Annotated in this window: 18 protein-coding genes; 11 read left to right on the plus strand and 7 right to left on the minus strand. The window is 54.4% G+C overall.

Annotated features, from left to right (window positions below):
* Window positions 1-7: 7 nt before the first annotated feature.
* The 3 genes from H7F08_RS02980 to H7F08_RS02990 form a co-directional block, all read right to left on the minus strand.
* Complete coding sequence (locus H7F08_RS02980; protein ID WP_193639803.1) at window positions 8-1,258, minus strand: NAD(P)/FAD-dependent oxidoreductase; 1,251 nt, start codon at window positions 1,256-1,258, stop codon at window positions 8-10.
* A gap of 117 nt (window positions 1,259-1,375) precedes the next feature.
* Window positions 1,376-1,741: an HTH domain-containing protein gene (locus H7F08_RS02985; protein WP_010638652.1), complete on the minus strand. Its 366-nt coding sequence runs from the start codon at window positions 1,739-1,741 to the stop codon at window positions 1,376-1,378.
* Window position 1,742: 1 nt separating this feature from the next.
* Window positions 1,743-2,036, minus strand: a complete 294-nt coding sequence (locus tag H7F08_RS02990; protein WP_075322876.1) for a DUF6516 family protein — start codon at window positions 2,034-2,036, stop codon at window positions 1,743-1,745.
* A gap of 134 nt (window positions 2,037-2,170) precedes the next feature.
* Between H7F08_RS02990 and lgt the strand changes: the two genes are divergently transcribed.
* Window positions 2,171-3,010 carry a prolipoprotein diacylglyceryl transferase gene (gene lgt, locus H7F08_RS02995; protein ID WP_193639804.1) on the plus strand — a complete coding sequence of 280 codons (840 nt, stop codon included), beginning with the start codon at window positions 2,171-2,173 and terminating at the stop codon, window positions 3,008-3,010.
* 29 nt (window positions 3,011-3,039) lie between these two features.
* The gene (locus tag H7F08_RS15715; protein ID WP_193639805.1) at window positions 3,040-5,022 is read left to right on the plus strand and encodes a UvrD-helicase domain-containing protein; all 1,983 of its coding nucleotides are present in this window, start codon (window positions 3,040-3,042) and stop codon (window positions 5,020-5,022) included.
* A gap of 239 nt (window positions 5,023-5,261) precedes the next feature.
* Here the strand turns inward: H7F08_RS15715 and rpsT are convergent, their stop codons facing one another.
* On the minus strand, window positions 5,262-5,540 hold the full coding sequence (gene rpsT / locus H7F08_RS03005) for a 30S ribosomal protein S20 (RefSeq protein WP_010638638.1): 279 nt from the start codon (window positions 5,538-5,540) through the stop codon (window positions 5,262-5,264).
* A 202-nt stretch (window positions 5,541-5,742) separates the two neighbouring features.
* Here rpsT and H7F08_RS03010 point away from each other — a divergent pair, with 202 nt between their 5' ends.
* On the plus strand, window positions 5,743-6,033 hold the full coding sequence (locus tag H7F08_RS03010) for a CopG family ribbon-helix-helix protein (protein WP_193639806.1): 291 nt from the start codon (window positions 5,743-5,745) through the stop codon (window positions 6,031-6,033).
* Window positions 6,021-6,314 (plus strand): type II toxin-antitoxin system RelE/ParE family toxin, encoded by a 294-nt coding sequence (locus H7F08_RS03015; protein ID WP_024894856.1) that lies wholly within the window; start codon window positions 6,021-6,023, stop codon window positions 6,312-6,314. Before H7F08_RS03010 ends, H7F08_RS03015 begins: the two co-directional genes overlap by 13 nt.
* A 20-nt stretch (window positions 6,315-6,334) precedes the next feature.
* On the opposite strand, the gene H7F08_RS03020 is transcribed toward H7F08_RS03015, so the two are convergent.
* Both H7F08_RS03020 and H7F08_RS03025 read right to left on the minus strand, forming a co-directional pair.
* Entirely contained in the window at window positions 6,335-7,372 is a 1,038-nt protein-coding gene (locus H7F08_RS03020; protein WP_226831118.1) for an ABC transporter ATP-binding protein, read from the minus strand.
* Entirely contained in the window at window positions 7,369-8,193 is an 825-nt protein-coding gene (locus H7F08_RS03025; protein ID WP_226831116.1) for an ABC transporter permease, read from the minus strand. The genes H7F08_RS03020 and H7F08_RS03025 overlap by 4 nt, the downstream gene beginning before the upstream one ends.
* A 237-nt stretch (window positions 8,194-8,430) precedes the next feature.
* Here H7F08_RS03025 and H7F08_RS03030 point away from each other — a divergent pair, with 237 nt between their 5' ends.
* The 7 genes from H7F08_RS03030 (at window position 8,431) to H7F08_RS03060 (ending at window position 13,337) form a co-directional block, all read left to right on the plus strand.
* Entirely contained in the window at window positions 8,431-8,745 is a 315-nt protein-coding gene (locus H7F08_RS03030; protein ID WP_193639807.1) for a DsrE family protein, read from the plus strand.
* A 37-nt stretch (window positions 8,746-8,782) separates the two neighbouring features.
* Window positions 8,783-9,619, plus strand: a complete 837-nt coding sequence (locus H7F08_RS03035) for a symmetrical bis(5'-nucleosyl)-tetraphosphatase (RefSeq protein WP_193639808.1) — start codon at window positions 8,783-8,785, stop codon at window positions 9,617-9,619.
* 23 nt (window positions 9,620-9,642) lie between these two features.
* Window positions 9,643-11,451: a DNA helicase RecQ gene (gene recQ / locus H7F08_RS03040; protein WP_193639809.1), complete on the plus strand. Its 1,809-nt coding sequence runs from the start codon at window positions 9,643-9,645 to the stop codon at window positions 11,449-11,451.
* A 64-nt stretch (window positions 11,452-11,515) separates the two neighbouring features.
* On the plus strand, window positions 11,516-11,830 hold the full coding sequence (gene cyaY, locus H7F08_RS03045) for an iron donor protein CyaY (protein ID WP_010643123.1): 315 nt from the start codon (window positions 11,516-11,518) through the stop codon (window positions 11,828-11,830).
* 19 nt (window positions 11,831-11,849) lie between these two features.
* Window positions 11,850-12,299: an EVE domain-containing protein gene (locus tag H7F08_RS03050; protein ID WP_227487795.1), complete on the plus strand. Its 450-nt coding sequence runs from the start codon at window positions 11,850-11,852 to the stop codon at window positions 12,297-12,299.
* A complete protein-coding gene (locus H7F08_RS03055) occupies window positions 12,296-12,988 on the plus strand; it encodes a glutathione S-transferase (RefSeq protein WP_193639811.1) in 693 nt (230 codons plus the stop codon). The genes H7F08_RS03050 and H7F08_RS03055 overlap by 4 nt, the downstream gene beginning before the upstream one ends.
* Window positions 12,989-13,004: 16 nt before the next feature.
* Window positions 13,005-13,337 (plus strand): hypothetical protein, encoded by a 333-nt coding sequence (locus H7F08_RS03060; protein WP_193639812.1) that lies wholly within the window; start codon window positions 13,005-13,007, stop codon window positions 13,335-13,337.
* 32 nt (window positions 13,338-13,369) lie between these two features.
* Here H7F08_RS03060 and H7F08_RS03065 read toward each other — a convergent pair whose 3' ends face one another.
* Entirely contained in the window at window positions 13,370-14,887 is a 1,518-nt protein-coding gene (locus H7F08_RS03065) for a sensor domain-containing diguanylate cyclase (protein WP_193639813.1), read from the minus strand.
* Window positions 14,888-15,188: the final 301 nt, after the last annotated feature.

Here is a 15,188-nt window from a genome sequence, read left to right on the forward strand (position 1 = left end):
TTTAAAATCACATAAACCGCTCAGCCCGATAAGGCTCCGGATCCGTAAACGGCGTTTCGTCCCCCATCATTTCTGCCAGCAGGCGTCCGGTTGTGGGGCCGAGGGTCAGGCCCTGGTGACAGTGGCCAAAGGCGTACCAGAGGCCTTTCTGGCCGGGGGCTGGGCCGATAATGGGAAGCATATCGGGGGTGCAGGGGCGTGAACCCAGCCAGGCTTCCGGGTCCAGGCGTTCACCGAGGCTGGGCAGGAGTCGCCGGGCCTGGGCTTCGGCGCGAGTCAGGGGGATAGACGAACGTGGCGCGTCGCGGTCGGCGAATTCTGCGCCGGTCGTCAGGCGAATACCCCTTTGCATGGGGGCCAGTACATAACCCTGATCGGCGTCCAGAACCGGGTGGCAGAGCGATGTGGCGGGCTGGCGGTAATGCATGTGGTAGCCGCGCTTCACGAAAAGCGGCGGATGAAAACCCAGTGCGCGGGTAATATCCGGTGACCAGGCTCCCAGGGCAATCACCAGTTCGGCAGCTTCTATGGGACCGTGTGCACTTTGTACGCGCCAACCCGTTTGTTCTTTTTGCACTTTTTCAGCATTACCCGTGCGAAACTCGCCGCCCAGTTGGATAAAGTAATTCAAATAGGCGCGAGTCAGGGCGTGGGGGTCGGTGACGGCCAGCGGTTGGGTCCAGTGAATACCACCCGCAAGACCGGGACGCAAAGTCGTTTCCATCTGCGCCACTTGTGCCGTATTCAGTGCCTCATAAGTGACTCCAAAGTGCTCAGCCTTGTAGGCGGCCTCCTGCAGGGCATGATCCAGGGATTCTGCATGGGCATGAACCTGCAGCCAGCCACCGGCACGAAACAGGTTTGTCGCTCCGGCCAGACCGGCCAGGGCCAGATGATCATCCAGGCAATGGGTGATCAGGGCGGCATAGTGGCGGGCAATGGCCCGGTGCCGTTCTTCCTGGGAGTTGTACCAGTATTGCATAAAGGGAATAGCCAGACGGGGCAGCATGGTGCCGCGATAATAGGCTTCCGTCGAGCGATTGCGGGCGTAACTCAGCATCTGCGCCAGGGCACGCGGAAAGGGGTGCGGCATGACCGCCTCGCGCTGAATCAGGCCGGCGTTGCCAAATGATGTCCCCTCCCCCGGACCCTGGCGGTCGAGCAGCAGGGTTTGCCGACCGCGTAGTTGCAACTGCAGGGCAATAGATACACCGACAATGCCGGCTCCCAGGACGATGACAGCGTGTTGATTGGCCATCAGTATGCCTCCACCCGTCCACGAGGAGGGCAACCAAGCTCCATAACTTCCACGTTCTCTGCCATGACGGTCCCCCCTGAATGGCTTTAAAGCAAGATTCTGCCCCAATCACCCGCATTATGCTAATACAGCCTCCAGACGAAGCGAATGCGCAGCAGGCCGCACTTCTTTTTTTCGTCCATGACCCGGCAATGGTTTTTCCTCGACAATGACCAACCCGGAATCCGCCAGCACGTCTATATCCCGCTTCACAGCACTACGATCACGCCCGAGACGTTCCGCAATCTCGGTAATGGAAAGCGGTCTTTCCAAAACCACTTGCATTAGAGCAAGTCGGGCTGTAGTCAGCAGATGCAGCAAGTCTGAGGGGTCTTCAAAACTGATGATTTTTTCTTCGGAAATGGGTTGTCCGGCATCTGCTGTACGGGCAATTTTCTTGCCGCGTTCAAAGAACGTTTTTTCATGGGCTACCTGCAGTAACATTTTATTGCCTCCTTAAGGCCATCCAATCCTCTTCAAAACGTGCTTCGATATCCTCAAAACTGATAAAATCTATCGGGTGCATATCCCCCAAATAATGACGATGGTGGTATCCGTGCTGGTTGTCATATCCCACAACGCGACCGTTATCCACGGCGCATATCGCATGATTGATATACGCCAGGTTGTACCGTGTTACTTCGCCCCTTTCATCCACCCACACTTCCCGGCGCAGCTGCCCGTTCCCTCGCTTTCTGGAAATATGATGAACCTCATCAACCAGTTTCTTGTCAGCCATGATTAAATATATCACTTCTGATACCAAACAAGCCACTTATCTTCGCGATCACCTCACATTTTATTTTGGTGGCTTGAGCAACTTGACAGAAGGCAGTGGCTCGGCCATGGTTGCGGGAAATTGTGAGGACACCCATGCTGCATTTTCCTGATATCAATACCGTTGGTTTTCCCCTGGGCCCAATTACCATTCACTGGTATGGATTGCTTGAAATCATCAGCTTTGTCATTGCGACCCTGTGGTTGATCCGGCGTGGCAAAATGTCGCACTGGAACTGGCGCAAGGAGCAGGTCGTCGATCTGGAATTTTATGTGGCAGTCGGGGCCATACTGGGCGGTCGGGTAGGCTACATTATCTGGTATAACCTGCCCTATTATCTCAGTGAACCCATCAAAATGCTGTATATATGGGATGGTGGCATGTCCTTTCATGGCGGATTGCTTGGCGTGGTGCTGGCCTGCTGGGCGTTTGCCAAGTCTCATCAAGATCACAGTTTTCTGCCTACCCTCGATTTTATTGCGCCGGCCGTACCCATTGGGTTGGGGCTGGGGCGTTTGGCGAATTTCATCAACGATCAGTTGTTTGGCCGGGTCAGTCACCTGCCCTGGGCCATGGTGTTTCCTGCCGGTGGACCGCAACCGCGCCAGCCTTCGCAAATTTACGAATTTCTGCTGGAGGGGGTGTTGTTGTTTCTGATTCTGGCTATTTACAGCCGCAAACCCCGTCCAGCCGGGTCTATTGGCGGGATGTTCGTCCTGTTCTACGGGATTTTCCGTTTTGTGGCTGAGTTTGCCCGCCAACCCGATATTCAGTTGGGTTTTGTGTTTGGCCCGTTCACTATGGGACAGGTCTTGTCCGTACCGATGATTATTCTTGGCCCGGTGATTATCTGGTGGGCGTATAAGGGAGGCTTTGCCGAGTCACCGCCGGCAACAAAACCTGCAGCCTCCAGCAAAACCGTCAGCGAACACTGATTTTCCATATTTTCGGGGGCTACTGAGCAGTGGCTGATGAACTCAATGCACCGCAATTGGAGGCCGTCCACCACGTTCATGGCCCTCTGCTGGTTCTGGCTGGCGCGGGTTCCGGCAAAACCCGGGTCATCACCCGTAAAATTGTGCACCTGATTCGTGATCAACAGGTGGCCCCCAAACATATTTGTGCGGTGACTTTTACCAACAAGGCCGCCCGCGAAATGAAAAGCCGGGTCAGCCAATCCCTGCAGGGCCATAACAGCCGGGGCCTGATGGTATCCACCTTCCATCGTCTGGGCCTGGATATTTTACGCAAGGACATTGAACGCCTGGGTTATCGCAACAATTTCAGTGTCATTGATCCGGGAGACAGTCTCAGCATGGTGCGCAACCTGCTGCGCGATGCCAATGGTCCCAGTGATCTGGCAGAGGCCATTCAGGCGCGCATTTCGCGCTTTAAAAATGACGGATTTCTGCCTCAGGAGGCGCAGGGGAAAGATCGTTTGGGGGAAGAAGCAGCGGTCATCTACAAACCCTATCAACGTGCCCTGAGTGCCTGTAATGCGGTGGATCTGGATGATCTGATTCTGCTCCCTACCCGCCTGCTGCAGGAAAACGAGGAAGCCCGCACAGCCTGGCAGGATCGTATCCGTTATTTACTGGTAGACGAGTATCAGGACAGTAATGGTGCCCAGTATCGCCTGATCCGCAATTTGCTGGGACTGCGCCACAATCTGACCGCTGTAGGGGATGATGATCAGAGTATTTATTCCTGGCGAGGGGCTGCAGCCGACAATTTGCATCGTCTGGCCCAGGATTATCCGGCCCTGAAAGTCATCAAGCTGGAGCAGAATTATCGTTCTACCGGCCGTATTCTCCAGTCCGCCAACGCGGTGATTGCGCAAAATCCCCATCTTTTTGAAAAGCGTCTGTGGAGCAATCTGGGCGATGGTCATCCCATCCGGGTGTTGAACTGCGCCGATGAAAGTGATGAAGCCGAACAGGTGGTCAACGCCATTCTCCGCGACCGTTTTCAGCGCCAGGGAGAGTATCGGGATTATGCGATTCTTTATCGCAGTAACCATCAGTCCCGACCTTTTGAGGCGGCTTTGCGCAATGCTCGCATTCCTTACCAGATTTCCGGCGGGTTGTCATTTTTTGAGCGCAGCGAAATCAAGGATTTTCTGGCTTATTTGCGTTTGCTGAGCAATCCCGATGATGATCCGGCCTTTTTGCGCGCGGTCAACACCCCGCGTCGCGGCATTGGCAGCAGCACTCTCGAAAAGCTGGGCGAGTTTGCCAAGGCCCAGAATTTATCTCTGTTTGCTGCGGTTTGGGAAGATGGGCTGGAACTGCCGGAAAAAGGCCGCAACGCCCTGCGCAGTTTTGCCGGATGGGTCAACCTGAAAGCCGATGAAGTCGAGAAGGCGGAGCTGATGCCGGCCCTGCAAAGCCTGCCCGATGACATTGGCTATTTGCCCTATCTGCATAATGAAGGGGATGAAAAAGATGCAGCCCGGCGCTGGGAGAATATTCAGGAACTACTGGCCTGGATGCAGCGCCTGCAAGAGCAGGAAGATGGCCCGCAAAGCCTGGTGGAAATTCTCAACCGGCTGATGCTGTTTAATGTGCTGGAGCGGGAAGAGGACGATGACCGGGATGTGCTGCGCCTTTCGACCCTGCATGCTGCCAAGGGGCTCGAGTTTCCCCAGGTGTTTCTGGTGGGCGCGGAAGAGGAATTACTGCCGCATCGTAACAGTGAAACCCCGGAACAAATCGCCGAAGAGCGGCGCCTGTTTTATGTGGGAATGACTCGCGCCCGTTTCCGCCTGACCCTCAGCCGCTGCCGCAAACGGCGGCGCTATGGTCAGGACGTCAATCCCAAGGCCTCCCGCTTCTTGCAGGAAATCCCCAAGGAACATCTGGACTGGCAGGGTGCAGACAGCGAGGCAGAGACCATGGACCCCGCCGTGGCTTTTGCCCGCCTGCGGGAAATGCTGGGTAAAAACTGAATGCCGGGTAAAAACTGATCTGATTCTGCATCTGTCAGCAGTGCTTCATGGATGCTTTGCAGCAACCCGACCGCAATACGCCAGACATCAAAATCATCTTGCACACATGGAGGCAACCATATAAGCAACCCTGACCGCATCGCAGGGACAAAAAGCATTCAAGACACCCGCCAGATTATGCTCACACAAAAAGGGACCATCCACAGACAGCCCCTTTTAGTGACAACAGCGCGCTGCAATCAGTGTGCGGCGACGCTACCCATCGCCTTGACGCGTGCAGAAAGACGGCTCTTGGTACGTGCAGCAGCGTTAGGGTGAACGATTCCCTTACCGGCAGTCTTGTCGATGACCGATTCTGCGGCATGCAGGGCCACGCGGGCTTCTTCCTGGTTACCAGCGTGGACGGCCTTGAGCACCTTCTTCACGTAGGTACGCAGGCGTGAACGCATGCTGGCATTGCGCAAGCGGTGGTTTTCGTTTTGTAACACGCGCTTGCGCGCCTGAGCTGTATTCGCCAAGTTTTACTCTCCGTGTCTTTGCGTAGCTGATTACTGCTGAAATTTGAAGCTGAGGATTTTGACCCTTTCCTGCAGCATTGTCAACGGATTATCTGCAGATGCCGGGGTGGCAGGCGCAGCGTAGTCGCGACTGGGAAGACCTTGGCATTCGCTGTTCAGGTGTAATAAGGTAACACCTATTACTGATAGCAGGAGGTAAACTATGCCAGCCACTGCAGCAAAAACCGTATCTGTGAAACTGGATAACGATACACGCGATCGCATCCGGCATCTTGCCGATGTCCGACACCGCACAACGCATTGGATAATGCGACAGGCCATTGAGGAATATGTAGAGCGCGAGGAAAAGCGTGAGGCGTTCCGGCAGGGTACGCTCAAGGCATGGGAGGAATATCAGGAAACCGGCCTGCACGTCACTGGAGACGAAGTAATCGCCTGGCTGGAAACGTGGGGCGACGACAATGAGCAGACTGCACCGGCATGCCACAAGTAAAGTTCGCGCCCGCTGCCTTGCGAGACTTGGAGCGGTTGCGTGAATTTTTGCGTCCGAAGAACCCGGCAGCCGCTAAACGGGCTGCTGCAGCCATCGTGCAATCCCTGCAAGTTCTTGGACATCAGCCGCATATTGGGCGCACGGTTGAGGGTTTGTCGGAAGAATTCAGGGAATGGCTGATCGAGTTTGGCGACAGCGGATATGCGGCCCGCTATCGCTATGACGGTGCTGCGCTGGTGACGATCCTGGCCATTTGGCACCAGAAGGAGGCCGGGCTTTAACTTTTGTCAAAAACGCTGAATCATTCTGCCGTCATTACCTGCACATGCCGGGGTTGCACGCAGACCTTGAGGAAGTTTCCCACGGTGACCTGTGCGTCTTCGGCCTGCTGGCGGGATAGCAGCATTTCCAGTGAGGCGGGTCCTTCCAGATAAAGGCGCATGCTCAGACCTTCCTTTCGGCAAGCCTTGACCTGCACCGACAAGGGATTGGGACAACAATGCGCTGCCCCATCCTCTTGCAGGTAGATGTCTTCTGCGCGCATGGCCAGTTGCACGGGCATTCCTACCGACAGAGCTGGTTGCCACCCGGCCTGCATCTGCCATCCGGAGCCCGCTACCTGTAGGCGGGAGTTGTGCTCAGAACCGGCAATCTGACCTGAGAGAAAATTACGGAAACCCAGCAATCGGGCTGAAGCAACATGACGCGGCCGTGCAAACACTTCGCCGGGGGCGCCTTCCTGGACAATGCGGCCATCGCGCAAAATAGCCATATGGTCCGCCAGCATCGCCAGATGCGGATCGTGACTGACCGCCAGTACAGGAATCCCGAATTCGTGAACCTCCCTTACCAGTTCATCCAGCACCTCGTCCCGGGTCGCCATATCCAGCGCTGAAGTGGGCTCATCCAGCAATAATAACTGCGGTTTTCGTGCCAGCGCCCGCGCCAGAGCCACCCGCTGTTTCTGGCCACCGGAAAGTTCAGACGGAAAACGATTCGCCAAATCTTCAAGACCAACCCGTTGGAGCAAGGCCAGGGCATCCATATGGCGATGGGCAGAGCGCGACAGGGGAAATGCGACATTTTCCCAGGCCCGCAAGTGCGGAAATAGTGCATAGCCCTGAGGCAAATAAGCAATGGGTCGTTGCTCTACGGCCAGATCTCCGTAAGGATTGACCTGGGCCGGGAGCAAACCGGCAATGGCCTTCAGCAGCGATGATTTACCTACACCGGAGACGCCCAACAGTACGGTGAAGCCGTGTACCTGCAAGCTGATATCCAGGGCAAGAGGCTGCTGCATCTGGCAATGAATGTGCAGGGCGGGAGCCGATGGCTTCAAAACATGGCCTGCGTCTGCCGCCGGGCGCGCAAACCAATCCAGAGCGGCAAGGGGACAGCCACCAGAAAAAATATCCACAGCAAGGGGTAAACTGCACTGAGACCAATATCTTGCAAATTGACCCACAATTTGACCGGGATTCCCTCAGGGAAATAAGCCACAATCAACACAATGCCAAACTCACCCATGGCCCGTACCCAGGCCAGGGCCACCCCGGCTGACAAACCAATGCGCGCCAACGGTAAGGTGACCCGCCAAAAAGTCTGAAACCGGTTGCGCCCCAATGTCCGGCTGATTTGCTCCAGTTCGCGGGGAACACCTTCAAAAGCTGCCCGCGCTGCGATGATATAATAAGGCATGGCCCCATAAATCTGGGCGAGGATAAACGCCGGAGCCGTATTGGTGAGATAGATGCCGGCGTGGCTGAATAGACTCCCTACCGGTGAATAGGGACCATAAAAACTGCTCAGCAAAATACCCAGAGCCAGGGGCGGCGTCAGCAGGGGCAACATCAGCAGGGCATCCAAAAACCACTTGCCACGGCCCTGCCCGCGCGCCAGCCACCAGGCCAGCGGCGTTCCGGCCAGCACGGAAATAATCAGGGCCAACGCGCTGTAAAGTAAGGAAGTCCGGATTGCACCAAGATCGCCATCGGCAAAATGAAAATCAGGCCAGTCCGTCGCAAATAGCAGCGCTGCAAAGGGGGCCAGCAAAAAGACAAATACCAGGCCAGCCAAAGCAGGCCCCATCCAGCGAAAACGGTCAAAACCCGTTGTCATCCGATAGGCTGGAAAGCCTGGGCCATGATCCGCGCTTTGCAATACCCCTCCCCATAAAAGGTGTGTCAGGGAAATCCTTACGTTATTCCCAGATAAACATATCCGCAAGGTTATAGCGCTGCGGCACTAACCAGTCAAGCCTGCAGCAACAGCCCGGCGCAGCAACGGTCTACAGAGCAAGCTCAGGCCAAGGTCGAATAGTACATACATTATACCGGCTTCTTTATGCTATGCTTATGGAACAAATAGCGTTAACTATCCATTAAAGAGTCAGACATAATGCACTGGACCATCCTCCTCAAATCCGACCCCGAAGCAAAGGGTAATCCTGTTCTGCACGGCCTGCGCATGGCGGCGTCGGCTGTGGCGGATGGGGTTGAGGTGAGCGTTTTTCTTGCTCAGGAAGCCTGCCCCCTGGCTTTTCTGGATGAGCAAACCGGGGCAAAACAGTTGGTTCATCAGGATCTTATTCATGAACTTCAGGAACTGGGTGCGAAGATATATGTGGTCGGCCTGGAATGGCTGCATCAGTCTGAAAAAACCCTGCTCAACTCCAGCATTGAGGTTGCCAGCATGAAAACACTGGTCCGCTAGATGAAAATCTCCGATCAGGTCATCACCCTTTAAAACCATGGGTGCTACTTACGCTTTAGGAGATCTGCAGGGTTGTTGTGCCCCTTTCAACGAACTACTGCAAAAAGTCGACTTTGATGTGCAGCATGACCACCTCTGGTTGGCAGGTGACCTGCTGAATCGTGGTCCCGATAGTCGTCCATTACTGAAAAAGCTTTTCAACTGGCAGGATCGCCTCCACATTGTGCTGGGTAATCATGATTTATATGCGCTTTCGCGCTGGGCGGGTATTGTTCCTGCCAAAAAAAGTGACACCCTTGCGGTACTGCTCGCTGACAAAAATGCCGGTGACTGGCTGGAATGGCTAAGGCAGCAACCCCTGCTCCATCATGACGAAGCGCTGGGCTGGACGATGGTCCATGCCGCCATCCATCCCGACTGGGACATTTCCAGCGCTGCAGAGCATGCTTTGCAGGTGCAGGAGGCACTATGCGGCCCGCACTGGAAACGCTTTTTGAAATCATTGTGGGCTGCGCCCGCTCCGGATCGCTGGGAAGGTTGCCGCAACGAAGTAGACGCTCAGCGTTTTCGGGTGGCGGTATTTACCCGCGCCCGTTATGCCACCGCAGATGGTCTTTTCAACTGGCCCAGCACCCTACCCAAAGACCTTGCGCATATGTATGCGCCGTGGCATCGATGGTTTTTTGAACGGCAGAGCAGTGGTTCTATTATCTGCGGGCATTGGGCGACTCAGGGTCTGCTGGTGCATGAACGCTTGCTGGCCCTGGACAGCGGCTGCGTCTGGGGTCGGCAGTTGAGCGCAGCTCGCATTGATCTCGCCGAGCCACTGATTCAGCAGATCAATTGCCCCGCCTATGCTCAACCCGGCAACTAAGGAATAACATCAGCTCAGCAGACATGCCCACCATTACGCCCTCTCTCGAAATCCTGCGCCACACTTTCGGCTATGAACAGTTTCGAGCCCCTCAAGAGGAAGTCATCGCCACACTCATGAGCGGCCAGGACGCACTGGTGTTGATGCCTACCGGGGGCGGCAAGTCATTGTGTTATCAGATTCCTGCGATCGCCCGTCCTGGTGCTGGTGTAGTCATATCACCACTCATCGCGCTGATGGAAGATCAGGTGAATGCCTTGCGGCAGGCGGGGGTTGCAGCGGCGGCTCTTAATTCCAGCATTCAGCCCCGGGAAATCCGCGAAACCGAAGAAGCCCTGCGCAGCGGCCAACTGGATTTACTATACATTGCCCCCGAACGTCTGCTGCAGGATCGTACCCTGCGCCTGCTGCAACAATGTCAGGTCAATCTTTTCGCGATTGATGAGGCCCATTGCGTATCACAGTGGGGACATGATTTTCGCCCGGAATATTTGCAACTGAAGGTTCTTCACGAACGCTTCCCGGCCATACCGCGCATTGCCCTGACCGCCACCGCCGACCCCAAAACCCGTCTGGAAATCATCGAACGACTGGGACTGCAACGCGCACGCATTTTTACCCGGTCTTTTGATCGTCCCAATATCCGCTACCACATCCACAGCAGCAGCCAGGGTGCGCGCAACGCCCTGCTGCATTTTATTCGCGACCACCATGATGGTGAAGCAGGCATTGTTTACTGCCTTTCCCGTAAACGCGTCGAAGAAATAGCTACATGGCTTCAGGCTGAAGGATTGGACGCCCTGCCCTATCACGCTGGTCTTTCTGCAGATGAACGGCGTCGCCATCAACAGCGTTTTCAACGCGATGAGGGTGTCATTATTGTAGCAACTATTGCTTTTGGTATGGGTATCGACAAGCCCAATGTGCGTTTTGTGGCCCATCTCAATTTGCCCAAAAGTATCGAAGCCTATTATCAGGAAACCGGTCGGGCGGGGCGTGACGGTTTGCCGGCTGAAGCCTGGATGCATTATGGCCTGCAGGATGTGGTGCAACTGCGGCAGATGATCCAGCAATCTGAAGCCGACCAGCAACGCAAGCAAATGGAAGGCCAAAAACTGGATGCCATGCTCGCTCTTTGTGAAACGACGCAATGCCGGCGCCAGACCCTGCTCAGCTATTTTGGCGAAACCCTCGCCCAGCCCTGCGGAAATTGTGACAACTGCCTGACCCCTCCGGCCACCTGGGATGCCACCGTCGCTGCACAAAAAGCCCTCTCTGCGGTACACCGCACGGGTCAGCGTTTTGGAGTTCAGTATCTGGTCGATGTCTTGCTTGCCCGCGATGATCCCCGTATTCAGCAATGGGGCCATCATCAACTCCGGGTCTATGGCATTGGCAAGGAATTATCTGCCAACGCCTGGCGCGCCTTGTTCCGCCATCTGTTACTCCGGGGCCTGGTTGAAGTAGATAGCGAAGGACATGGTGGCTTGCGTCTGAGTCCGCTGAGTCGTCCCATTTTGCGCGGCGAACAAACCCTCACCCTGCGCCAGCACGACAACGCCCAGCCCCGAAAAAAAGAGAAGGTCCAGGAAATTCCCTCCAGCGACAAAGCACTATGGGAAGATTTACGTCAGCATCGCCGCGCCCTGGCACAAACCCAGGGAGTACCTCCCTACGTGATCTTTCATGATGCGACGCTGATGGAAATGCTGCGCCTGCGCCCGCTGAGCCTGGCCAGTCTCGCCACGGTGCCCGGCGTTGGTGAACGCAAACTCGCCGCTTATGGGGAATCGTTTCTGGCCATATTACTGAATCACGCAGGCCGGTCCTGATGGATCAAAACTTGCCCTGCAACAGGTCAGGTCGCATCATAGGACCAAACTTGAGGAAACCCGAATGAACGAAAAAAGCTTTGCCGTCGCCGTTGAAAACACTCTGACAGAATTGCTGACCCGCATTGAGGAACGCACTGCGGATGTGGAATGTGATCTGGTGGACAGCGTGCTCACCCTGCTCCTGCCCGATGGCAGCCAGATTATCATCAATCGTCAGGAGGCCGTTCAGCAAATCTGGCTGGCCTGCAGTGATGGTCCCGCCCGCTTTTCGGCCAAAGATGATCAATGGCTGGACAGCCAGACGGGAGAAAACCTGACGACCGCCCTGGGCCGGCTACTCAGCCATCGTTTACATGACCACATCGTCCTGGACTGAAATAATGGCCTACTGGTTAATGAAAACTGAACCTGAAGCCTTTTCTCTGGATGATCTCAAGGCGCGCGGCCAGGAACCCTGGGACGGTATCCGTAATTACCAGGCACGGAATTTTATGCGCAGCATGCAGCTGGGGGATGGCATTTTTATTTATCATTCCCGGGTCGCGGTGCCGGGTATTGTCGGGATGGCCGAAGTCGTCAGCAGCGCCCGACCCGACCCCACCCAGTTTGATCCGCACAGTCATTATTACGATTCCGGCTCAAGCCTTGATAAACCCCGCTGGGATCTTGTGGACGTTGCCTATCGGCGTAGTTTTAGGCAATGCATTTCCCTGGATAGCCTGCGCAACATGCCGGAATTTGCGGATAGCCCCCTGGTACGCAAAGGCAACCGCCTGTCCATTCTGCCCATCACCCAAAGCCAATGGCAGCATGTGCTGAGCCTTGTTGAAGATGGTCGCCGATGAGCGATTCTGCCCGCGAAATCCACCTGTATCACCGTTGGTCATCGACTGCCGGGCAGATGCTGCGGATGGTGTTGAGCGCCAAAAAACTGCACTGGCAAGATCATCCCTGTGCCCTGCGCGACCAGGAAACCGCTTTTGATCTGGACTATGCGGACTTGCCGGTACTGGTCCATGCCAATGGCAAGAAACAGCAGGCGACGCTGTCCGAATTGGCGGAACTGGATCGGCTCTATCCCGAAAGTCTACCTATGCAGCAGAATATTGCCGAGCCGGAATGGGCGGCTTTTTGTCAGTGGCGCAACAGCCTGACACCGCTGCTGGAAAGACTGATCGCTCCGGTTTTGCCGGCTTATGATGAAATCAGTCATGATGAAGAAGACATGAATTTTTATCGGAACGAATGTGAACGCCGTTTCCAGCAATCCGTCGAGGCTTTGGCCAATGATCGCTACGGCGCGTACCAGCAACTTGAGAGTCGGGGTCGATTACGCGAATTGGGCAAAATCCTGGCTCGCCAGCGCTTTTACACAGGTGATTTGTCACTGGTGGATATTATCCTGACCGCCGACCTGCATTTACTCAGATTGCTGGATGGCGTGACCATTCCTTTGGATCTGCAATATTATTTTCAACGTGTCGCTGATGCCTGTAATATCTCGCTGAATGACGGCATGACCCAGTCCCTTTGATTTTCTGGAGTAAGTAATGACTTATCAAGAGTTGGTGGAATTTTTGAATCATCACCTGGGATATCCTCTGCTCGGTGAGCTGAGCCCCGCAGAAGCCTTACAGGCTGCCCAAAACAACACGCTGGAAGACCCCCTGACGGCGGAAGTGCTTATCGCCATTTACCAGGGAAACCAATGTCAGGCTTTGGGTGATCCGGTAGACCGTGCCCACAGTTTTGACGGACTGGCTCGCCTGCGGCTGCGCGCCCAGGCCGACGATGCCGACCCTTTCATTTTTCGCAAGGTGCTCAAGTTGTCCCAGGAACTGGATAACGCGTTTGATCAGGAACTCATCCGGCAGCGGCAGTAAGAGCTGCAATTTCCTGAATCAGGTGCCGCTCGCTAATCTTTTTTTTCAGCCGCCAGAATATCCAGATAACTTACCCAGTACCGGGGGCGGCTTTGTTTGTTACGTTTGGCAACATAAAGGGCTTCATCCGCATGGCGCAACAAACCGTCTGAATTGGCTGAATCTTCAGGATACAAGGTCAGACCGGCACTGCAGCCTACCGATACCTTAATTTCAGCCTCTAGCACGAAAGGCGTAACTACGGCTTTGTATATATTATCCATGACCGGCGGCAGATCATCCGCCTTATGCAAATCTTCCAGTAAAATAACAAATTCGTCCCCCCCGAGGCGTACCAGAAAATCGGTACTACGCGTTACGCTCTTCAAGGCCTCAGACACTTTGATCAGTAGTCGATCACCCGCTTCATGACCATAGCTGTCATTAATGGGTTTAAAATCATCCAAATCAATAATCAAAATAGCCAGCAGGGTATTATTGCGCTGCGCCCGCAATATGGCATGGGTGAAATAGGTATCCAAACCTCGCCGATTATTCAATCCTGTTAATGCGTCATGATTGGCTAACCAGCTTTGCCGATTTTGCTCATCCGCCAGTTGCTTTTTCAGGTCCATTTCATCCAGACCGCGACCCAGCAATGATGCAACTCTATGCAAGAGCTCGTTCACATCCGCACTGATGAGATGTTCGACCAGACAACATCTCACCACCAGAACACTCCACAACTTAGCGTTGCGAATAATCGGCAAGAGCGCAACCGGGAGCTCCGTACTATTTGCGCTGCCAGCTTCTGAGGGAAATAGCGCCTGTCCGGTTTTCCATACATGCAGCACCCTATCGCGCAGCAAATCGGCGGTAATTTGCTCCATCAAACTATTAGCATCCTCGGTTACCGACGAAACAAAAGCCAAGGTCTCCAGAGATAGATTCTCAGCAGGACGAGTCAGCCAGGCCGACTCAAACAAGGTGCTGCCTACCAGACGTCTGCATATTTCTTCTAACAAAGGTTGTTCTGCATTCATTTTAAGAACAGCATCGGCCTCATCCAGTAATGCCTGATACAGCAAATTGCGGCGGAGAATTTCTGCCTTGTTGCTGATCTGCTGATCGGCAACATGTAAAATCTCTGTGAGCTGATGCAGAAAAATCTGGAGATTATTACTGAAATATTCGGGATCCGTGCTACTGACAAATAAAACCGCATGCACACCTGAATCATCCCACAAAGGCCATCCACCGATCACCGCAACATTTTTCATTCCGGGTTCAGTATCTCCCCAGGTTTGCAAAGCTGAATTTAAACGCAGCTCATCCACAAAAGGACGTTCTTTTTCGCGGACACGCTCCATGACCGTATCTAGCCATCGCCGGCTTACACTGTCATTTTCCAAACCCATCCTGAGTAAAGTCTCAGGTATCTGCCCTCGAGAAGCCACTAATAAATTGGAAGTGTTCGTCTGTTTCTTATCGGGGTAGGCAACAATCCAGGCACTGAGGGCGTCAGCACGCGTAGTGAGCACGGAAAGGGCCAGGTTATAGGCCGCCGACAATTCCCTTACCTCAAGAATATCCTTAAGAAAATCGACAACCGCTAACTGATATCCTGAAATACGACTGACACTGACGGCATTCTTGCGCCTTTCCAGAAAAACAACAAAATCATCTGCTAGTCGAGTCCATAAAGTATGACTTAATGAAACGGTATTTATCGATTTTGGCAGAAAGAAGGTTCCTCGCTGTTTTAAGTGGGTAGCTTGAGATCCAGCTTACCCAGTACGAGGTAAGCCATGTTAATAAAATTCTTGTGGGTGCGATAGCCCCGTGCCCTGGATTTGGCGGACTGGAGCAGAC

The organism is Acidithiobacillus sp. HP-11, from assembly GCF_015100075.1.
Classification (GTDB): Bacteria; Pseudomonadota; Gammaproteobacteria; order Acidithiobacillales; family Acidithiobacillaceae; genus Acidithiobacillus; species Acidithiobacillus thiooxidans.